Origin of the sequence: Solilutibacter pythonis (genome assembly GCF_003697345.1) — a bacterium.
Taxonomy (GTDB): domain Bacteria; phylum Pseudomonadota; class Gammaproteobacteria; order Xanthomonadales; family Xanthomonadaceae; genus Solilutibacter; species Solilutibacter pythonis.
In genome coordinates this window covers 126,126-146,256 of sequence record NZ_RFLY01000007.1, presented here as the reverse complement: position 1 = coordinate 146,256, position 20,131 = coordinate 126,126, and the positions used below count along the sequence as shown (strand labels likewise).

The 20,131-nt window shown below is 66.2% G+C and carries 18 protein-coding genes and 2 pseudogenes; 11 read left to right on the top strand and 9 right to left on the bottom strand.

The features are described 5' to 3' along the window. Window positions 1-85 precede the first annotated feature (85 nt). From EBB59_RS06650 to EBB59_RS06630, 5 genes are all read left to right on the top strand, one after another. The gene (locus EBB59_RS06650) at window positions 86-775 is read left to right on the top strand and encodes a response regulator transcription factor (protein WP_122101363.1); all 690 of its coding nucleotides are present in this window, start codon (window positions 86-88) and stop codon (window positions 773-775) included. Beyond that, window positions 762-2,150 (top strand): sensor histidine kinase, encoded by a 1,389-nt coding sequence (locus EBB59_RS06645; protein WP_122101362.1) that lies wholly within the window; start codon window positions 762-764, stop codon window positions 2,148-2,150. Before EBB59_RS06650 ends, EBB59_RS06645 begins: the two co-directional genes overlap by 14 nt. Next, window positions 2,147-3,202, top strand: a complete 1,056-nt coding sequence (locus EBB59_RS06640) for an ABC transporter substrate-binding protein (protein WP_122101361.1) — start codon at window positions 2,147-2,149, stop codon at window positions 3,200-3,202. The genes EBB59_RS06645 and EBB59_RS06640 overlap by 4 nt, the downstream gene beginning before the upstream one ends. Before the next feature lie 325 nt (window positions 3,203-3,527). Continuing rightward, window positions 3,528-5,813 carry an NADP-dependent malic enzyme gene (locus EBB59_RS06635; protein ID WP_122101393.1) on the top strand — a complete coding sequence of 762 codons (2,286 nt, stop codon included), beginning with the start codon at window positions 3,528-3,530 and terminating at the stop codon, window positions 5,811-5,813. Further along, on the top strand, window positions 5,810-6,799 hold the full coding sequence (locus EBB59_RS06630) for a glycosyltransferase (protein WP_122101360.1): 990 nt from the start codon (window positions 5,810-5,812) through the stop codon (window positions 6,797-6,799). The genes EBB59_RS06635 and EBB59_RS06630 overlap by 4 nt, the downstream gene beginning before the upstream one ends. A 4-nt stretch (window positions 6,800-6,803) precedes the next feature. Here the strand turns inward: EBB59_RS06630 and EBB59_RS06625 are convergent, their stop codons facing one another. Further along, window positions 6,804-7,619, bottom strand: a complete 816-nt coding sequence (locus EBB59_RS06625) for a glycosyltransferase family 2 protein (RefSeq protein WP_122101392.1) — start codon at window positions 7,617-7,619, stop codon at window positions 6,804-6,806. Further along, complete coding sequence (locus EBB59_RS13790) at window positions 7,616-7,987, bottom strand: hypothetical protein (RefSeq protein WP_158601733.1); 372 nt, start codon at window positions 7,985-7,987, stop codon at window positions 7,616-7,618. Before EBB59_RS13790 ends, EBB59_RS06625 begins: the two co-directional genes overlap by 4 nt. A 33-nt stretch (window positions 7,988-8,020) precedes the next feature. Here EBB59_RS13790 and EBB59_RS06620 point away from each other — a divergent pair, with 33 nt between their 5' ends. The 6 genes from EBB59_RS06620 to rpmG all read left to right on the top strand — a co-directional run bounded on the left by EBB59_RS06620 (window position 8,021) and on the right by rpmG (window position 14,518). Beyond that, complete coding sequence (locus EBB59_RS06620) at window positions 8,021-8,731, top strand: class I SAM-dependent methyltransferase (RefSeq protein ID WP_158601732.1); 711 nt, start codon at window positions 8,021-8,023, stop codon at window positions 8,729-8,731. Window positions 8,732-8,825: 94 nt separating this feature from the next. Continuing rightward, window positions 8,826-11,516, top strand: coding sequence for a pyruvate dehydrogenase (acetyl-transferring), homodimeric type (aceE, locus tag EBB59_RS06615; protein WP_122101358.1), 2,691 nt, complete (start codon window positions 8,826-8,828; stop codon window positions 11,514-11,516). Window positions 11,517-11,705: 189 nt separating this feature from the next. Then, window positions 11,706-12,257 carry an ATP-dependent protease subunit HslV gene (hslV, locus tag EBB59_RS06610; protein WP_122101357.1) on the top strand — a complete coding sequence of 184 codons (552 nt, stop codon included), beginning with the start codon at window positions 11,706-11,708 and terminating at the stop codon, window positions 12,255-12,257. 109 nt (window positions 12,258-12,366) lie between these two features. Further along, complete coding sequence (gene hslU / locus EBB59_RS06605; protein ID WP_122101356.1) at window positions 12,367-13,740, top strand: ATP-dependent protease ATPase subunit HslU; 1,374 nt, start codon at window positions 12,367-12,369, stop codon at window positions 13,738-13,740. Between the two features lie 364 nt (window positions 13,741-14,104). Continuing rightward, complete coding sequence (rpmB, locus tag EBB59_RS06600) at window positions 14,105-14,341, top strand: 50S ribosomal protein L28 (RefSeq protein WP_100309418.1); 237 nt, start codon at window positions 14,105-14,107, stop codon at window positions 14,339-14,341. 12 nt (window positions 14,342-14,353) lie between these two features. Continuing rightward, window positions 14,354-14,518, top strand: coding sequence for a 50S ribosomal protein L33 (gene rpmG, locus EBB59_RS06595; protein WP_122101355.1), 165 nt, complete (start codon window positions 14,354-14,356; stop codon window positions 14,516-14,518). A gap of 345 nt (window positions 14,519-14,863) precedes the next feature. Here rpmG and EBB59_RS06590 read toward each other — a convergent pair whose 3' ends face one another. The 7 genes and pseudogenes from EBB59_RS06590 to EBB59_RS14380 form a co-directional block, all read right to left on the bottom strand. Next, window positions 14,864-15,373, bottom strand: coding sequence for a hypothetical protein (locus tag EBB59_RS06590; protein ID WP_245979115.1), 510 nt, complete (start codon window positions 15,371-15,373; stop codon window positions 14,864-14,866). Between the two features lie 20 nt (window positions 15,374-15,393). Next, entirely contained in the window at window positions 15,394-18,282 is a 2,889-nt protein-coding gene (locus EBB59_RS06585) for a zeta toxin family protein (RefSeq protein ID WP_122101353.1), read from the bottom strand. Then, window positions 18,279-18,614 (bottom strand): hypothetical protein, encoded by a 336-nt coding sequence (locus EBB59_RS06580; RefSeq protein ID WP_245979112.1) that lies wholly within the window; start codon window positions 18,612-18,614, stop codon window positions 18,279-18,281. The genes EBB59_RS06585 and EBB59_RS06580 overlap by 4 nt, the downstream gene beginning before the upstream one ends. A 67-nt stretch (window positions 18,615-18,681) precedes the next feature. Continuing rightward, on the bottom strand, window positions 18,682-18,906 hold the full coding sequence (locus EBB59_RS06575) for a hypothetical protein (protein ID WP_122101352.1): 225 nt from the start codon (window positions 18,904-18,906) through the stop codon (window positions 18,682-18,684). After that, on the bottom strand, window positions 18,903-19,253 hold the full coding sequence (locus EBB59_RS06570) for a hypothetical protein (RefSeq protein WP_245979110.1): 351 nt from the start codon (window positions 19,251-19,253) through the stop codon (window positions 18,903-18,905). Before EBB59_RS06570 ends, EBB59_RS06575 begins: the two co-directional genes overlap by 4 nt. A 43-nt stretch (window positions 19,254-19,296) precedes the next feature. Then, window positions 19,297-19,799 (bottom strand): annotated as a pseudogene (locus EBB59_RS14550) (transposase); the annotation flags it as partial. Between the two features lie 60 nt (window positions 19,800-19,859). After that, window positions 19,860-20,019, bottom strand: a pseudogene (locus tag EBB59_RS14380) (transposase); the annotation flags it as partial. Window positions 20,020-20,131 lie beyond the last annotated feature (112 nt).

Here is a 20,131-nt window from a genome sequence, read left to right as displayed (position 1 = left end):
CGTTGCGGCAAAGCGGGGGCCGCGCCGCCGCCGGTCCGCGCGTTAGCATGGCCGGCATTCCTCCGCTCTGTGGTCTCTTTTTCCGATGCGCCTGCTGCTGGTCGAAGACAACCCGGACCTGGCCGACGCCATCGTCCGCCGCATGCGCCGCAGCGGGCACGCGGTGGACTGGCAGGCCGACGGCCTGGCCGCGGCCAGCGTGCTGCGTTACCAGCGCTTCGACCTGGTGGTGTTGGACATCGGGTTGCCGGGCCTGGCCGGCATGCGCGTGCTGGCCGGCATGCGCGGGCGTGGCGACGACACGCCGGTGCTGATGCTCACCGCGCGCGATGGCATCGAGGATCGGGTGGAAGCATTGGATGTCGGTGCCGACGACTACCTCGGCAAGCCGTTCGACTTCCGCGAATTCGAGGCGCGCTGCCGCGTGCTGCTGCGCCGCGCGCGCGGGCACGCCAGCGAGGTGGTGCAAGTCGGCGGCTTCCAGTTCGACAACGCCGCGCACCGGGTCAGCCTGGACGGCGAGCCGATCGAACTGCCCAACCGCGAATACCGCCTGCTGGAAATCCTGGTCGGCCGGCTCGGCCAGGTGGTGGGCAAGGACGAGATCGGCAACGGCCTGTTCGGTTTCGACGACGAGGCCGGCCCCAACGCCATCGAGCTGTACGTCGGCCGGCTGCGCAAGAAGCTCGCCGGCGCGCCGCTTCGCATCACCACCGTGCGCGGCGTCGGCTATCTGCTCGAAGCCAGCGACGCCAACGCCAATGACGCCTGCTGAAGCGCGCGCGGCGCCGGGATCGCTGCGCCGCACCCTCATGCTGTACCTGGGCGGGTTGCTGGCGGTGTTCGCCGTGGCCCTGCTGTTCGTCGCGGACGATTACGGCCGGCGCGCGGCCAACCGTTCCTACGATCACCTGCTGGTGTCCTCGGCGCTGTCGATCGCCGATTCGGTGGCCCTGGTCGACGGCCAGTGGCAGGTGGATCTGCCTTACGCCGCGTTGGATCTGTTGTCGATGGCCGAAGAGGATCGGGTGTTCTATCGCGTCGCCGACAGCCGTGGCCGCACCATCACCGGCTATGCCGATCTGCCCGCCGGGCCCGGGCGCGTTTCGGAAGGTCCGCAATTGTTCGATGCGTTCTACAGCGGCGAGACCGTGCGCTTCGTGGCGGTCACGCGCAACCTCTTCTCGGCATCGGCGCAGGGCCAGGTGCGGGTGCAGGTGGGGCAGACCCGGCGCGCGCGCGAGGCGGTGGCGCGGGACCTGGTCGGCCGCGCGTTGCTGGCCATCGGCGTGCTCTCGCTCCTGTCGCTGGCGCTGGTGTGGCTGGGCGTGCACCGTGCGCTGCGCCCGTTGGCGCGGGTGGAGCGCGAACTTTCGCGCCGCGAGCCTTCCGATCTGCGCCCGCTCGATGCCCGCGTGCCGCGCGAGATGGATCAGATGGCCATGGCCCTCGACCGTTTCATGGCGCGGCTGTCGAACAACAACGAGACGCTCCGCGCGTTCATGGCCGAGGCCGCGCACCAGATGCGCACGCCGCTGGCGGCGCTGCGCGCGCAGGCGCAACTGGCGCTCGACGACGACGACCCGCAGGACATGCGCCGCAGCCTGCGGGCGATCGAACGCAACGCCACCCACATGAGTCGTCTGCTCAACCAGTTGCTGAGCGATGCCAGCGTGATCCACCGCTCGCATCTCCAGCGTTTCTCCCCGGTGGACCTGGCCGAGACCGTGCATCAGGCGCTGCACGACGTGTTGCCGCGGGTTGGCGAGGCCCCGCCGGTGCGCATGGCGATCACCGCCGGGCCGGTGTGGGTGCGCGGCGATGCGCTCTTGCTGCGCGAGGCGATCAAGAACCTGATCGACAACGCGCTCAAGTACGGCGGCGACGGCCCCTTGCAGATCGCGCTGACACTGGAGGACGCGCGGGCGGTGCTGACCATCGCCGATCATGGCCCGGGGATTTCCGCCGCCGATGCCGGGCGCGTGTTCGAGCGATTCGCGCGTGGCGAGGGCGCCGCCGCCGGCGGTGCCGGCCTGGGGCTTGCCATCGTCAAGCGGGTGATCGACGCGCATGGCGGCCGGATCAACCTGGCCAACCGGCCGCAAGGTGGCCTGGTGGCCACCCTTCACCTGCCGAGGATGGTCACATGATCCGTTCGATCGCCCTCTTTCTCGTCCTGGCGCTGGCATGGCCGGCGCTCGCCGCGCCGGGCGACATGCGGCGTTTCCCGGCCCCTGGCAAGGCCAACGCCCACCTGCGCATCCACGGCAGCACGGACATCGAAGTGTTCGCCGCGGCGGTCGTCGACTACCAGCGCATCCACCCCGGTACCGAGGTGGTGTACGAGGATATCGACGCCCACGATCTCTACGCGCGCTATCTGCGCGAGCGGCGCGGGCCGGACTCGCCCGACCTGTTGATCTCCAGCGGCATGGACTTGCAGACCCGGCTGGTCAACGACGGGCACGCGCTGGCGCATCGCTCGGCGCGCACCGAAGCGGTGCCCGCCTGGGCGCAATGGCGGCACGAGGCTTACGGCATCAGTTACGAGCCGGTGGTGATGGTCTACAACACGCGCAGGCTGCCGGCATCGCGGGTGCCGCGCACGCGGCGGCAACTGCTCGACCTGCTGCGCGCGCCGGATGCGCCGTTGCGGGGGCGGGTCGGCACCTACGACATCGAACGCAGCAGCGTCGGCTATCTGCTGGCGACCCAGGACGCCCAGCACGGCAACCTGGCCGGCGTGCTGCTTGGCGCGTTGGGCGACAACCGGGCGCGGCGCGAGGCGCACACCGGGGCATTGCTGGACAAGGTCGGCAGCGGCGAACTGACCCTGGCCTACAACGTGCTCGGCTCCTACGCCAAGGCTCGCATCGATGCCGGCGCGCCGCTGGGCATCGTCGAGCCGGAGGACTACACGCTGGTGGTGCTGCGTACCGCGCTGATTTCCCGCACCAGCCCGCACCCGGCCGAGGCGCGCCGCTTTCTCGACTACCTGCTCTCGCCGCGCGGCCAGCGGGTGCTGGCGAGCGAAGCCAGGTTGATGCCGCTTCTCCCCGCCGGCGGCCAGCGCGAACACGCGCCGGGCGTGGGCCGGCGGCCGATCCAGCTCGGCCCCGGATTGCTGGTCTACCTCGACGCCCTGAAGCGCCGGCAGTTTCTCGATGCCTGGCGCGGCAGCATGGAGCCGGCCAAGCGCTGAGCGCTTCCCCGGCCGGTTGGCTGGATGTATCGATCATATCCGCGCGTGGTTTCGCCAAACGCACGCCGTGAGAATGGCGCGGCACGAAGCTCGCCACCGGCCGGCGCCGCCCGCTGGCCCGGCAAAGTGGCCCGGCAAAGTGGCCCGGCAAAGTGGCCCGGCAAAGTGGCCCGGCAAAGTGGCCCGGCAAAGTGGCTTGGCAAAGTGGCTTGGCAAAGTGGCTTGGCAAAGTGGCTTGGCAAAGTGGCCCGGCACGGCGGCCGGCCCGATCCAAGCGGGTATCATCCTTTCCAGCCCCTTCCCGCCACGACGTTTCCTCATCCCGATGCCCAACGAAGATTTCAAGCAGGCCGCCCTCGACTACCACCGCCAATTTCCGCCAGGCAAGATCAAGATCAGCGCGACCAAGCCGATGGTGACCCAGCGCGACCTGTCGCTGGCCTATTCGCCGGGCGTGGCCTACGCCTGCGAGGCGATCGTCGAGGATGCCAACGCCGCCAGCGAGATGACCGCGCGCGGCAACCTGGTGGCGGTGATCACCAACGGCACCGCGGTGCTCGGCCTCGGCGACATCGGCCCGCTGGCCGGCAAGCCGGTGATGGAAGGCAAGGGCGTGCTGTTCAAGAAATTCGCCGGCATCGACGTGTTCGACATCGAAATCGACGAGCGCGACCCGGACAAGCTCATCGAGATCATCGCCAGCCTGGAGCCGACCTTCGGCGGCATCAACCTGGAGGACATCAAGGCGCCGGAATGCTTCATCGTCGAGCGCAAGCTGCGCGAACGGATGAACATCCCGGTCTTCCACGACGACCAGCACGGCACCGCGATCATCGTCGGCTCGGCCGTGCTGAACGCGCTGGAAGTCACCGGCAAGAAGATCGAAGAGGTGAGGATCGCCACCACCGGCGCCGGCGCGGCCGGCATCGCCTGCCTGGACATGCTGGTGGCGCTGGGGGCGAAGCGCGAGCACATCGTCGCCTTCGACCGCGAAGGCGTGATCTACGCCGGCCGTCCGAACCTCGACCCCGACAAGGCCCGCTATGCCAGCGATACCGCCGCGCGCACGCTGGATGAAGTCGTCGCCGGCGCCGACATCTTCCTCGGCCTGTCCGCCGGCGGCATCCTCAAGCCGGAGATGGTGGCGAAGATGGCCGACAAGCCGATCATCCTCGCGCTGGCCAACCCGCACCCGGAAATCCTGCCCGAGGACGCCAAGGCGGTACGGCCCGACGCGATCATCGCCACCGGCCGCAGCGATTACCCCAACCAGGTCAACAACGCGCTGTGCTTCCCCTACATCTTCCGTGGCGCGCTGGATGCCGGCGCGACGGAAATCAACGAGGCGATGAAACTGGCCTGCGTGCGCGCCATCGCCGAACTGGCGCGGATGGAAGCCAGCGACCTGGGCGGCGCCTATGGCGGCGAGATTCCGAAATTCGGCCCCGAATACCTGATTCCGCGCCCGTTCGACCCCCGGCTCATCACCGTGATCGCCCCGGCGGTGGCGAAGGCGGCGATGGCCTCGGGCGTATCGGCGCGACCGATCGCCGACATGCCGGCCTACGAGGAGAAGCTCGGCCAGTTCGTGCACAAGACCGGCCTGATGATGAAGCCGGTCTACGAACGCGCACGTGCCGACAAGAAGCGCGTGGTGTATGCCGAGGGCGAGGAATACACCGTGCTGCGCGGCGTGCAGACGGTGATCGACGAGCGGCTGGCGTTCCCGGTGCTGATCGGCCGCCCGGAGGTGATTTCCCGGCGCATCGAAAAGCTCGGCCTGCGCATGCGGGCCGGCCGCGATTTCGAACTGGTCAACCTCAACGACGACCCGCGCTTCGACGATTACTGGCGTGCCTACCACCGGCGCAACGCCCGCAACGGCATCACCGAGGACGCCGCCAAGAACCTGATCCGTTCGCGCCCCACCCTGGTGGCGGCGCTGATGGTGGAACGCGGCGAAGCCGACGCGCTGATCTGCGGCCTGGTTGGCCGCTTCCATAAGAAGCTGGGCTATCTCCGCAGCGTGTTCGATCTCGAACCGGGCGTCGGCGGCACCGCGACGATGACCGGCGTGATCAACGACCACGGCGCCTGGTTCTTCGTCGATACCCACGTGCAGGCTGACCCGTCGGCCGAGCAGATCGCCGAATCGGCGTTGCAGGCCAGTTGGCGGCTGAAGCTGTTCGGCATCGAACCACGGGTGGCGCTGCTCTCGCACAGCAACTACGGCAGCCATCTCGACGCCTCGGCGGCGAAGATGCGCCGCGCCCGCGAATTGATCGTCGAGCGCGTGCCCAAGCTGGAAATCGACGGCGAAATGATGGCCGATACCGCCTGGGACGAAGCGCTGCGCCGGCGCATCTTCCCCGATACCACCCTGAAAGGCCGCGCCAACCTGCTGGTGATGCCGAACCTGGACGCCGCCAACATCGGCTACAACCTGATCCGCGTGGCCACCGGCGGCGTCGCCATCGGCCCGGTGCTGATGGGGCTGGACAAGCCCGCCCACGTGCTGACCCCGGCCGCCACTCCGCGTCGCGTGGTCAACATGACCGCCATCGCCGCGGTGGACGCGCAAATCCGGGCGGGCCTGCCGGAGCGGGAATGAACGCTCCGGCGCCGTCGACGGATACGCCGCGGGTCTCGATCCTGCTGTTGTGCCACAAGGACGTCGATTACATCGATCAGGCCATCGCCGGGGCGCTGGCGCAGACCGTTGCGTGCGAGATCATCGTCTCCAACGATTGCTCGGGCGATGGCACCTACGAGCGCGCCCGCGCCCTGCTGGAAGGCTACCGAGGGCCGCACCGGGTCACGCTTCGTTGCAACGCGCGCAATCTGGGCGTGGCCGCGCACGTCAACGCGGTGGTGCCGTTGAGCAGTGGCGAGATCGTGGTGATGATGGCTGGCGATGACGTTTCCCGGCCCGATCGTGTCAGCCGCTTGTTGGCGGCCTACCAGGCCCACCCGGAGGTGATGGCGATCGCCAGCGATTTCGAGGCGGTCGATGCGGCGGGCCAGCCCACCGCGCTGCCTTTCCACAACCGGCGCGAACGTTTCGATCTGCCGTATTTCGTCGAAGTCGGCCGGCTGATCGGCCTGCTCGGCGCGACGTTGTCGTTCCGTCGCGAGGTGTTCGACCGCTTCGGGCCGATCGTCGGGCCAATCGAGGACAACGCGCTCAGCCTGCGCGCGGCGCTGCTCGGCACCTGCATGAACCTGCGCGAGCCGCTGGTGCGCTACCGGATTCATTCCGGCAGCGTCAGCGCCGGGGTGTTCGCGCGCGACGAGGACAAGGCGACCGCCAAACGCAAACGCTACCGGCGCACGGTGGATTTCTATCGCGGCACCGCCGATGATTTCGAGCAGGCCGTGCGGAAACTGCCGGCGCTCTCCGCGCCAGACCGCGCGGTCGCGCGGAACATCCTGGGCATGTACCGGATCGAGGCGGATGCCCGTGAAGCGTTGCTCGACAAGCCCCGGCGCCAGTGGATCGGCCCGATCGTCAGGGGCGTGATGCAGCGCGGCCTGCGGCGCAAGAGCCTGGAACGGGCGTTCAAACTGCTGCTGCCCCGGCGCCTGGTCGGGCTGTAACCGGTCAGGGGCGGGCGTGCCCGGCCAGCCCGCGCTCACAACGGACCCGGCGCGTGGCGAGCGCCTCCTCCAGCAACGCGTCGTTGGGCAGGCGCTCGTCCTTCGTGTCGGATGCCGAACGCGTCGGATGCCACAGATGGATGGCGAGCGCCGCATAGCGCACCCGCAGGGCGGCGATTCCCGCATGCGCCAGCCGCGCCGCGATGTCGTCGTCCTCCCGGCCCCAACCCTCGTAGGCTTCATCGAAACCGTTGACCCGCTCGAAATCGTCGCGCCCGATGCCCATGTTGCAGCTCATCACCGGCGGGTTCCGCCCCAGGGTCAACCGGGCCAACGGCAGGTTGCGCAGCGCGTGCTTGGGCTTCTGCTCGCCGGGTATGTGCGATGCGAATGGCATCCATGGCGAAAACCTCGGCCGCCCGCCTTGCAGGAGACGCCGGGCCTCGGCCTGCGAACTGTTGAGGCGCCCGCCCTGCAACCACCCGCCGGGACGGGCCAGTTGGAGGTGATCGGCCACGAAGCGCGGATGCAGGATCAAATCGCCATCGACGAACACCAGATGGTCGCCGGCGGCATGGGCGACGCCGAGGTTGCGCACGCGCGCGGCGCGGAAGCCGGCGTCCGCCTGCCAGGCATGGCGCAGTGGAACCGGGAAGTCGCGGCCCATCCGCTCGATGAGCGCGGTGGTCGCCGGCCCCGAACCATCGTCGGCGACGACCACCTCGAACGGCGGATGCCGCTGGCGCGCGATGCTGTGGAGACAGCGCGCAAGCGCCTCCGGCCAGTTGTAGGTGGTCACGATCAGACTGACGCGTTTCATGGGCTTCGAATCGTTTTCGGGCGAATGGTTGTGATGGGACCGTGTGCGAATGCGCGGCGCCGCGGCGAGTGCGCCCGCATTGCCCGTTGCGGTCCGTTGATTGAAATCGCCATGGATAAAGCCGGAAACCAATCGGGCATATTTCCAGCCTTGCCCCGGATTGAATGGCCTTCTAGGATGGCCGGCCAAACGCGGCATTGTAGATCAATGGGGAATCGGCGGGTTCCACCGTGGCCGAGTTTGAGATACGGCGTCTGCGGAGTACCGCGCGGCGCTTGAGCATGCCCGGCATGGGCGAGAATTTTACCGAAGACATTGGGCTTGCGATGGATATGGAAAAAAATGCGAATACGGATGCGGGTCGGCATCGCGCGGAACAACGCGCCGATAGTTTCCGCACCTTGTTCGATGGCGCGACCGGTGTCGATGTCTATCGCGGGATTCCCATTTTCGCGGCCCCGGGGGTACACGAAGCCGCGTTGGAATTGTTGCTCCAGCGGCTGCCGCCCGCGTCGGAGCCGCGGATATTGGAGCTGGGCGCGGGTTCCGGCTCCATGAGCCTGCGCCTCAACGACGCCGGCTATGCGCTGACGGCCAGCGATTTGTTCCCGGAGCGTTTCGTGCCCGCCGGGCAAGTGCCGTTTTCGGTACTCAATCTGAATGATGACTTCGCCGGGAAACTGCCGGGGACTTTCGATGCCGTGGTGGCGCTGGAGCTGATAGAACACCTGGAGAATCCGCATCATTTCCTGCGGCAGTGTTTCGACATGCTCAAGCCCGGGGGCGTGCTGCTGCTGTCCACGCCCAATCTGGCCAATCCGTTTTCGCAGGCGATGGCGATCGTCACGGGCTACCCGCAATGGTTCAACGCCGAGGATTGGCGGACGCAGGGGCATATTTCGCCAATCGTGCCCGCCTTGCTGCGGCTTTCATGGGAAGGCTGCGGCTATCAGTGCATCGAAGAGCTCAGTGTCGCGGACCCGTGGCGGATGTTCAAACGGCGCCGGAAGCGCAGGCTCTGGATGCTGTCGTGGCTGGTGGAGCGCTTTTCCTCGACGCCCGGGCATCTGCGCGGCGAGGTCTACATGGCGATGCTGCGCAAGCCCGATTGATTATTAGCCGGCTTAAATTGCGTCGGCATACGGGAGCGTTCGTGGGCGCTTGCTAGACTTCCCCATCCCAACGAGACGAAACGGCGGAGCACCCATGCACTGGCTCAACGAACTCCTGCAAAACGACCCGGACCCGGCCGAAACCCGCGAGTGGATCGAGTCGATTAAGGCGGTGATCGACATACAAGGCTCCGAGCGTGCGCACCAGTTGCTACAGAACATGGTGGAGCTGACCCGTCGCGCCGGCGCCCACCTGCCGTTCGCCCCGACCACTGAATATATCAACACCATCCCGCCACATCTGGAGCCGAAGATGCCGGGCGACCAGCAGATGGAGTGGCGCATCCGTTCGATGATCCGCTGGAACGCGATGGCGATGGTGGTGCGCGCCAACCGCAAGCCGGGCGACCTGGGCGGCCACATCGCCAGTTTCGCCAGCTCGGCCACGCTCTACGACGTCGGCTTCAATCACTTCTGGCGCGCGCCTTCGGAAAATCATCCGGGCGATCTCATCTGCGTGCAGGGCCACAGCTCGCCCGGCATCTACGCGCGCGCCTTCCTGGAAGGGCGGCTCAACGAATCGCAGCTCGATCATTTCCGTATGGAAGTCGATGGCCAGGGCATCTCAAGCTATCCGCATCCGTGGCTGATGCCGGACTTCTGGCAGGTGCCGACGGTCTCGATGGGGCTTGGCCCGATCGCCGCCATCTACCAGGCGCGCAACTGGAAATACCTGGAGGCGCGCGGTTTGATGCCGAAGTCCGACCGCAAGGTCTGGTGCTTCCTGGGCGATGGCGAGACCGACGAGCCGGAGTCGCTCGGCGCGATCTCGGTGGCCGGGCGCGAGGGCCTCGACAATCTGGTCTTCGTCATCAACTGCAATCTGCAACGGTTGGATGGCCCGGTGCGCGGCAATGGCAAGATCATCCAGGAGCTGGAAGGCCAATTCCGCGGCGCGGGTTGGAACGTCCTCAAGCTGGTCTGGGGCAGCTACTGGGACCCACTGCTCGCCAAGGATCGCAATGGCGTGCTGAAGCGCCTGATGATGGAAACGGTGGATGGCGAATACCAGAACTGCAAGGCTTTCGGCGGCGCCTACACGCGCGAGCATTTCTTTGGCAAATATCCCGAAACCGCCGACATGGTGGCCAGCCTCAGCGATAGCGACATCTGGCGGCTCAACCGTGGCGGCCACGATCCGCACAAGGTCTACGCCGCCTACGCCGCGGCGATGGAACAGAAGGGAATGCCGACGGTCATCCTCGCCAAGACGGTGAAGGGCTACGGCATGGGCGGCGCGGGCGAATCGCTCAATCCCACGCACCAGACCAAGAAGCTCGACAACGACGCGGTGTGCGCCTTCCGCGACCGCTTCAAGATCGACCTGCCCGACGATGCCATCAAGGATGGCCGGATTCCCTTCCTGCACCCCGGCAAGGATTCGCCCGAAGTGCAATACATGCTGGAACGTCGCCATGCGCTGGGCGGCTTCCTGCCGCGGCGCCGGCAGAAAGCGGATGAATCGCTCGTCGTGCCCAAGCTCGACGCCTTCGAGCGTCTGACCAAGGACACCGGCGAGCGCGAGATCAGCACCACCATGGCCTTCGTGCAGGCCCTGGCGGTGGTGCTGCGCGACAAGCAGGTCGGCCCGCGCTGTGTACCGATCGTGGCCGACGAAGCGCGCACTTTCGGCATGGAAGGGCTGTTCCGCCAGCTCGGCATCTACGCACCGCAAGGGCAGAAATACAAACCGGTCGATGCCGACCAGTTGATGTTCTACCGCGAGGACGCCGCGGGCCAAGTGCTGGAGGAGGGCATCACCGAAGCCGGCGCGTTCGCCTCCTGGATGGCCGCGGCCACCAGCTACAGCACCAACAACTTGCAGATGTTGCCGTTCTACATCTACTACTCGATGTTCGGTTTCCAGCGTGTCGGCGACGCCGCTTGGCAGGCCGCCGACATGCGCGCGCGCGGCTTCCTGCTGGGCGGCACGGCCGGACGCACCACCTTGAACGGCGAGGGTCTGCAACACGAGGACGGCCAGAGCCACATCCAGTCCGGCCTCATCCCCAACTGCCGCAGCTACGACCCGACCTTCCATTACGAAGTGGTTACGCTGCTCCAGCACGGCATGCAGCGCATGCTGGCCGAGCAGCGGGACGAATACTGGTATCTCACCCTGATGAACGAAAACTACGCGCACCCGGAGATGCCCGAAGGCAGCGCGGAGGGCATCGTCAAGGGCATGTATCTCCTGAAGGACGCCGGCAAGGTGCGCAAGGGCGAGTTGCGCGTGCAATTGATGGGCAGCGGCACCATCCTGCGCGAGGTGATCGCGGCGGCCGAGCTGCTCGACCAGGAGTTCGGCATCAAAGCCGACCTCTGGAGCTGCCCCAGCTTCACCGAGCTGGCGCGCGAAGGCGAGGACGCGGTGCGCTTCAACCGCCTCAACCCGGAAGCGAAGCACAGGCGCGTGCCCTACGTCACCGGCCTGCTGGCAGGTCGCGCCGGCCCGGCCATCGTCGCCACCGACTACGTGCGCGGCTTCGCCAACCAGATCCGCGAATTCGTGCCGATGAAATACGTGGTGCTCGGCACCGATGGCTTCGGTCGTTCGGATACCCGCGCCAATCTACGCCGGCATTTCGAAGTGGATCGCTTCCACGTCGCACAGGCGGCCGTCGCCGCGCTGGCCGAAGAAGGCAAGCTCACGGCCAAGGACGTGGCCCGCGCCAACAAGACCTGGGGTATCGATGGCGGCAAGCCCAACCCGCTGCTTGCGTGATGCCCGAATGCGCCATCACCGTGCCGGCGTTCGTCCGCCGGCGACGGTGATGGCCGCGCCGCCGGGTCGCTTGTCGGTACCGGCGGCGGACACCTCCGGTTGACCTGACGTCGTCCGGCGTGGGCGGCCGGACACGCTGCTTGAAGCGCCGGCGGGCGGCCCCATGTTGGAACTTCATCAGGAGGCCGCATGGATCCCAGTCAGAACCCCAATGTCTTCCACGCCACCACCATCGTCTCGGTGCGCCGGGGCGATCGGGTGGTGATCGCCGGCGATGGCCAGGTCACGCTTGGTCACACGGTGATGAAGGCCAATGCGCGCAAGGTGCGCCGCCTAGGCGAGAACGGCCAAGTGCTGGCCGGATTCGCCGGCGCCGCCGCCGATGCCTTCACCCTGTTCGAGCTGTTCGAGGCCAAGTTGCAGAAACACGGGCAGTTGCTGCGCGCGGCGGTGGAGATGGCCAAGGATTGGCGTACCGAGCGTCGCTTCGGCAAGCTCGAAGCGCTGCTGGCGGTGGCCGACCGCGAGACCTCGCTCATCATCAGCGGCACCGGCGACGTGATCGAGCCGGAAGACGGATTGATCGCCATCGGCTCCGGCGGCATGTACGCCCTGTCCGCCGCGCGCGGGCTGCTCAAGCACACCGAACTGCCGGCCCGCGACATCGCGGTGGAGTCGCTCAACATCGCCGGCGAGGTCTGCATCTACACCAATCGCAATATCGTGCTCGAAGAACTCTAAGCGCTTCGATGTCGGGCGGCGCGGGTATCCGGTCCGGTCGCGCCCCATGCCCGCTTCGTGGATCGGATACCCGCGCCGCCCGCCGGCCACGACGTTGTATTGAGACGCCATGCAAAAAATCGACAACACTTCCGCCTCCATGACCCCGCGCGAGATCGTCGCCGAGCTGGACCGCCACATCGTCGGCCAGAACGACGCCAAGCGCGCGGTCGCCATCGCGCTGCGCAACCGCTGGCGGCGCATGCAGCTGGCCGACGACATGCGCCGCGAGGTGATGCCGAAGAACATCCTGATGATCGGCCCCACCGGCGTCGGTAAGACCGAGATCGCGCGCCGGCTGGCGACGCTCGCCAACGCGCCGTTCGTGAAAGTGGAAGCGACCCGCTTCACCGAGGTCGGCTACGTCGGCAAGGATGTCGAACAGATCATCCGCGACCTGGCCGATACCGCGGTCAAGCTCTACCGCGAACAGGCCAAGCAGCGCGTCCGCACCCAGGCCGAGGAAAATGCCGAGGACCGCATCCTCGACGCCCTGCTGCCGCAGCGGCAGACCACCAGCTTCGGCTTCAACATCGACGAAGCGACCAAGGACGAGCCCTCCAAGGTGGAGAACGATACCCGCCGCAAGTTCCGCCAGCAGTTGCGCGCCGGCGAGCTGGATCACCGCGAAATCGAGATCGAAACCGCGGTTTCTCTTTCCAACGTCGACATCATGGCGCCGCCCGGCATGGAGGAGATGGGCCAGCAATTGCGCTCGATGTTCTCGCAACTGGCCGGCGGCAAGACGCATGCCAAGAAACTGGCCGTCAAGGCCGCGCGCGCTTTGCTGATCGAGGAAGAGGCCGGCAAGCTGGTCAACGAGGACGAGGTGCGCGAAGCCGCCATCGAGGCTTGCGAGCAGCACGGCATCGTCTTCATCGACGAGATCGACAAGGTCGCCAAGCGCAGCGAAGGCCACGGCGCCGACGTCAGCCGCGAGGGCGTTCAGCGCGATCTGCTGCCGCTGGTGGAAGGCTCGACCGTCAGCACCAAGTACGGGCCGGTGAAGACCGACCACATCCTGTTCATCGCCTCCGGCGCGTTCCACCTGGCCAAGCCCTCCGATCTCATCCCGGAGATGCAGGGGCGCTTCCCGATCCGCGTCGAGCTGAACGCGCTGACCAAGGCCGATTTCATCCGCATCCTCACCGAACCGAAAGCGGCGTTGACCAGGCAATACGTCGAGCTGCTGGGCACCGAGGGCGTGAAACTGCACTTCGCCGACGAAGCCGTCGAGCGTCTCGCCGAAATCGCCGCCACCGTCAACGAGCGTCAGGAGAATATCGGCGCGCGCCGCCTGCACACCGTGCTGGAGCGCCTGCTGGACGGCCTGAGCTTCGACGCGCCGGACAAGGGCGGCGAAGTGCTGATCGATGCGGCCTACGTCGATGCGCATCTGAGCGAGCTGGTGAAGGACCCGGATCTGTCGCGCTACATCCTCTGAGGTATGCGAGGGGGCGATTCGCCGGCCGCGTTCGCCAAGCGCTTGGCCCGCCCCCCGCGTTTCGATTCCCGGCGCGCTTTTCCTCGCCGCGCCGGCACGCCGGGGTTCGGTTTCTTCTCCCGCTCAGTCGAGGCGCTAGGGCGCTGGGACGGCGCGGCGTGATGGCGTTTGCGCTTTCGGCGGGCTTGCATTCGCCGACATTTTCCCGCACCATGCCCGGCTCCCTGCGTCCGTCACCTGGCGGACTGTGCCCGAAGCGCGATTCCGGCCGCAGGTTCCGCCCGCATCGCGCGGCAGCCGCAAGGCCGCCGGGGCCGCCGCCTTCCGGGCTACGGGAGGCACCACGGACACGAGAGGTGCTCACATGCCCCGCCAATGCCAAGTCACCGGCAAGCGTACGACGACCGGCAACAACGTCTCGCACGCGATGAACAAGACCCGCCGCCGCTTCATGCCCAATCTCCACGAACGCCGCTTCTGGGTGGCTTCCGAGAACCGTTGGGTCAAGCTGCGTGTTTCCACCAAGGCCCTGCGCACCATCGACAAGAACGGCATCGACGCCGTCCTCGCCGACCTGCGTGCCCGTGGCGAAAAGATCTAAGGAGCCGACGACATGCCCTCCAAGCGCGACAAGATTCGCCTGATTTCCTCGGAAGGAACGGGTCACTTCTACACCACAGACAAGAACAAGAAGAACACCCCGGGCAAGATGGAGATGAAGAAGTACGACCCCGTCGCCCGCAAGCACGTGATCTACAAGGAAGGCAAGATCAAGTAAGCCTTCGTTGCAGGATGCGAAAGAAACCCGCCGGAAATGGCGGGTTTCTTTTTGGCTATCCAGCGCCAATCCGAGTGAGCCGGTGCTGGGGAGTACGGGCGAAGCGGCGCCGGCAAGAGACATCGGCACCGCCCTGCGCGAAGATGGCGTTTGGGGGACAGGCGAAGCGGTGCGCGGGACGGAATCCGCGTTGGATTTATTGGGGTATCCGGTTCTAGCGCGGGACTCGCTTCCAACTCATGTCTCCCGAGGCAAGCCTGCGGGTGGGGCCACGTCTGCTGGCGCTGCCCTTGTCCGTCATGCCAACGTGAGGTTGGAAGTGTGCGGACACGCAGAGGGTGCGCTTCATCGCCGCTTGCCGGTCTCCTTGCCCGGCTTCCCATCGACCAGGATGTATTCGCCGCTTCCGCGCTTCCACGTCGGTGCGTTTCTGTCGATGCGAATACACGGCCGGCCGCCGCAGGAGGTGATCTCGACGTGTCGTGATGCTTCCCGCACTTCCGCCCGCACTTCGGCCGCATCGGCACGGGCCTCGGCCACCCGCAGCCGGTCGTTGGCGCGGCCGAGTAACAGCAGGAAGCCGCCGAACACCAGTACGCCAACGCCGGCCAGCACGACGAGCGCCTGCCACGCCCGCGCGATCTTCGGCCGCAGCGCCATTTCGGTACGTCGCTGCTGCTCCTGGAACAGCGCCGTCATCGCCTGTTTGAACCGGACTTCCTCCCGTTCCCGTGTCGCCCGGATCGCCGCTTGCGTTTCCCGCGTTTGCTGGCGCAGTTCGGCGATCAATGTCTCCAGGCCGCCGGATGCCGCCAATATCCGGTCAAATTCACTGCGTGTGTCGTCGTCATTCACTATCCCACTCCAGAATTCCGTCAGCGTGACATTCCGTGCTGCGCGCTCATCTGCCGCTGCTGCTCCTGCTGTAGTTCCTGCTGTTCCTGTCGTTGCGTTTCGACCTCCAACTGCTGAAAGTTCCGCTCCAGCGGTTGTATCGACGCAAGGATCGGATCGACGGTGGCGTCATGCCTGAGCATGTCGTTGCGAGGGTTCGTCCAGGTGGCCATCAGCTCGCCGTCGCGCGTCGGGATGATCGTGTCGATGGCGGGTAGGCGGTTCCGTTTGGCTTCAAGCGCGATGGCGCCGGCAATACGCTCCATGTCGGCTTGATCGGTGTATCGGGCCGCCTCCGGCCCGAGCCGCTCCAGGTGTTGCAGTGCCTGGACAAAGAGCGGGTTGTCGCGACCTGGCAACTGTCGCTGCTGTTGCGCGATCCGCTCCCGCGATTGCGCAATGATGTGCTGGCCGCGTTCGGAGTCGACGAAGGCGATCGACGCGGCACGCATGCCCTCGCGGTCGCCGGCTTGCATGGCGGCGAAGTACCGCTCGATTAGCGCATCCGAGGGATCTTGTGGTGTCTTCGCGGCGGTTGGAGGGGCATGTGGGGGGTGCTCGGGCGTTCCGGCCGGCGTGGGGGTGTCGTCGGAATGGGGCGGCGTGGCCGGTGGCGGACCGATTTCGATGTGGGGTGGCGGCATCTGCGCACGCCGGATCTCTTCCGCGGTGGTGACCGCCGCGATGACATACGTCTTGCCGTCGGCGTCCAGGCGCAAGCTCCCGATGGGGCTGTCCTGGTCGTAGCGGCCATTGGCGCCGCGTTGTAACTGCAAGGCCGTGGTGTTCGGATCGAGTCCGTGGGCCGCCCACGTCACCCGCACGGCGGCGACACTCGCCGCCAGGCGTTCCGCGTCCGGTGTCGTCCCGGCATTCGCATAGGCGCCCAGAACGGTGTCGCGCACATGGGCCTCCGGCGTCATCGGCGGCGGTGTCCGTACGGCTCGAGGCGGTGGCAATGTCGCGCGCACGACTTCGCGGGTGGCATCCAACTCCGCACGCAGGTTGCCGGTCGCGGTGGCGTCGTGGAACAGGCCGTCGCTGACCCATTCGCCGTTCGCGCGGCGCTGGTAGCGGTTGTCGTCGGAGGCGACGAGGGTGTCCGGGTCGACGCGGGCGCGCTGCACGGCTTCCGGCATGGCGCCGTAGGCCGCCCAGCCGTTGCGCGCGTAGGCATCCTCGTAGCGCGCCGCAATGGCCGCCGGGCTGTTCGCGGCGTTGTGCAGCACGGTCTGCGCCGCTGCGCGATCCAGTTCCGCCGCACGTTCCGGGCCGGCCGCGTCGATGCGCGTCTGGCGCAGACCGTGTTCCAGGTATGCGACCACGACCTCGCGCCGCCAGGTGTCGCCGTCGGCATCGCGGACCCAGTTCGCGGGGGTGATGCTGGGCGCGTCGTTGGCGAGGGCGGGCTGGGTAAAGGGGTCGCGCTGCGAGGGGGGGCTGCCGAGCACCCGTTCCACCGACGTGCGGGTCGCCTGGTGGTTCAGTTCATTGGCCAGCGCGGGTGAGGCGCGCAGCCTGCCGCGGGTCGGGTTGTCGATGTGATCGTTGCTGGCGTCGATCGGGGCCTCGCGCTGCCAGCCGAGGGTGGGCTGGTCCGGATCGTAGGTCCAGGTGTTGCCCTGTCGGTCGTGCTGGCGGTAGATGCGGCGGTCGTCGGTCCAGGCGGCGATCTTGTCACCGGCGAATGCCCCGGCGATACCGCCGATGGCGCCTGTGACCAACAAGCCGGGACCGGTCTCGACACCGGCGGCGGCGCCCGCCGCCATGCCCAGGCCCGCGCCGGCAAAACCGCCGACCGTGCGCGAGCCGAAATGGATCAGTTCGGAATCGGCCGCGGTGGCATTGCCCTCGCCGCGCAGCCGCTGGCTGGTGCGCAGGCTGTTGGCGGCGTCGTAAGCATCCAGCGCCAGGCCGGCGATGCCCAGTGCGCTGCCCGCACGGATGCGGGTCGGCCGGATGCGGGTGCGGTGATCGACCTCGACCGCTTCCAGGGCCGCGCGATCGACGCGTTCCGCCACCTGGTTGGCGCTGCGTTCGGCAAGCAGGTTTGCGCGGGTCGGCGAATCGATCCGCTGATTGTTTGGCAGCGTCTGGGGCAGGTCGCGATGCCAGGCCTGCTGTTCGCGCCAACCGTCGCGCAGGCCATGGGTGATGGCGGGGTCACGCAACCGCGCTTCGCGGGCTGCTTCCAGCGCGGCGCCTGGCGACTGCGTGCTGGTTCGGCTGTCGTACAACGCCACGCCTTCGCGGTTGAAGAGGCGGATCGGCACGTCGGTGCGATCATGGACCATATCCAGGCTGGCAGGCAACTTGTCGTAGATGGCGTCGCGCGCGCCTTTGGGGACGTGGCGGCCGTAGCCTTCAGCATCGAGTTTCTTTGCAAAGCGTTCGTCGACTCCGTGCTCACTTTCCAACCGATGCGCGGCGACCGCGCGCACCTCGACCTCGTAGCCCTTGGCTTGCAGGTCCTTGATCAGTTGGGAGGACCACTCCCCATTGCTGAGCGTGGTATCGAAGATCAGGTGTTTCTTGCCCGCGACGGTCGCATCCAGCAGTTCCTCCGCCCACTGGCCGGCATCGTGCTGTGTCTGGCTTGACCAGGTGTAGGGACGGGCTTTGCGAAATTGCTTGACGTCGGGGTGGTGGTCGCGGAGTTCGTCAGGATCGATCTTTACCACATCGTTGAAAAGTTCAATTTCCGCAGTTCGTGCCAGACCGCCCTTGCCTGCGCCCGGCTGCCCCGCCAAGATGACGGCCTTGGGCTTTGCTTGCGAACTGACTTCGCTCAAACCGCTTTCCGGGATGACCTTTTCTGACAAGACCCGCGCGTGCGTTTTCTGATCGAGACGATCGGTAGGGGCGCTCATTCGAAAGCTCCTTTGTTTGTCTCAAAGTAATTCCATAGGTCGTCCATCAAGCCGAGCCGCATGCCTCCATTACCGGAACGGGCGCGTCCCATCAGCAGTTCTTTTGCCTTCGCCCGCTCGATCGCCACCGGATCACCGCTGGCCTCGGCGGCTTTCAGTTCCGCACGGGCTTCTGAGATGAAGGTTTCCAATCGACCCTCAAGCAGCCAGATTGCCACTTCAAAAGGTGGGGTCACTTTGGAAGGCTTCTCAATCACTGAGTTGAGGACTTCCTGTAGGCGTTCGATGTGCCCCGGATAGTCCTTGAGCATCTCGCGGAGTTTTTGCGGCACGGGGGGTGGAGGGCGTGATGGCATGTGGGGTTCCTTCGTGCGGGCGTTTGGGGCTTGTGTAAATGGGCTATTCGAAGCGCCCGGCTTCGAGCCGTCGTGCCAACGTCGGGGGATAGCGGCTGTACTCTACTCTAGCCAATCTATCCTTGCTTGCGTCCGGTTGCCCGGCCAGGATGATGGCCTTGGGCTGGATTTGTGGAGTGGCATCAGGAAACGTGCTTTTAGGGATCACCTTCTCGGAAAATATCCGAGCATGCGTGGCTTGATCCAAGCGAGTGTCGGAGTCGCTCATTCGAATGCTCCCTGGTTAGGCTGGAAATAGCGCCACAGGTCATCATCACCGATCCAGCGCCCCTTGGAACTGGCGCGCCCCATCAGTAGTTCTTTTGCCTTCGCCCGCTCGATCGCCACCGGGTCACCGCTGGCCTCGGCGGCTTTCAGTTCCGCACGGGCTTCTGAGATGAAGGTTTCCAATCGACCTTCAAGCTTCCAGATCGCACGATTGAAGGGATCGACACCGTGTGAAGGCTTGGCAAGCATCGAATCCAGCACGTCCTGTAGGCGTTCGATGTGCCCCGGATAGTCCTTGAGCATCTCGCGGAGTTTTTGCGGCACGGGTGGTGAAGGGCGTGATGGCATGTGGGGTTCCTTCGTGCGGACGTTTGGGACTTGTGCGAATGGGCTATTCGAAGTGCCCGGCTTCGAGCCGTCGTGGCAACGTCGGGAGATGGGAGTCGTATTCGACTGTGCGCATGACCTTCTTCTTGCGCATCGCTGACGTGGTCATCCGCTGGAATATGAAATCCGTGGTCATCGGGCCGTCGTCATCGATCAGTACGGTTTCGATGAGCGTTCCGTCCTTGCGCGCTTTTTTGTCGTGGAGCATGCGCCCGAAGCACCTCGAAGCTGTAACCCCGGCTCATGCGGTTCATGTCCCTGGCCCTGGTGGATGGATTCAGTATAGGCATGGGTGATGGGCTGCTCGAAGTGGGCGAAGATTACGTCATGCCAGTTGCGCACCGCGGTGGTCAGGTCTTGGGGTGTCGCCGCTGGTTTGGTGGGATATTGGCTTGCCACTTCGCGCGGGCGGCAGCCGTGGCGGATGTGATTTCCGACCGCGGACTGACAGAACGCTCTCCTTGAGTGGATGCGTTTCCCTTGGTTGCGGGAATTGGCGAATCGCTCCAACGCGCCGTCCATGTGTTGATCACTCAAGTCGGGTGTCGCCCGAGCAAGGGCGCTTCCCGTCTTTCGGTTTAAGTCGCTGTCGGGTCGGTAAATCCTTGCGGATGCGCTTGCGCAGTTTCTCAAGCGCATCGTTGGCTATCCGTTGAATATAGAACCGATCGGCCACGATCCGCGCCTGTGGCGCCGCCGCATGTATTACCTGTTCGTGGACGTGATGCGGATGCTTCCGGCGCACGGCGGGAATTCGTGATGGTTGCGGTGATTGGTTCCAACCGGGGCAGGCCCGGCGTCGTCAGCCCAGGATTCGGTGCGTGTCAGGGGCATGCCGC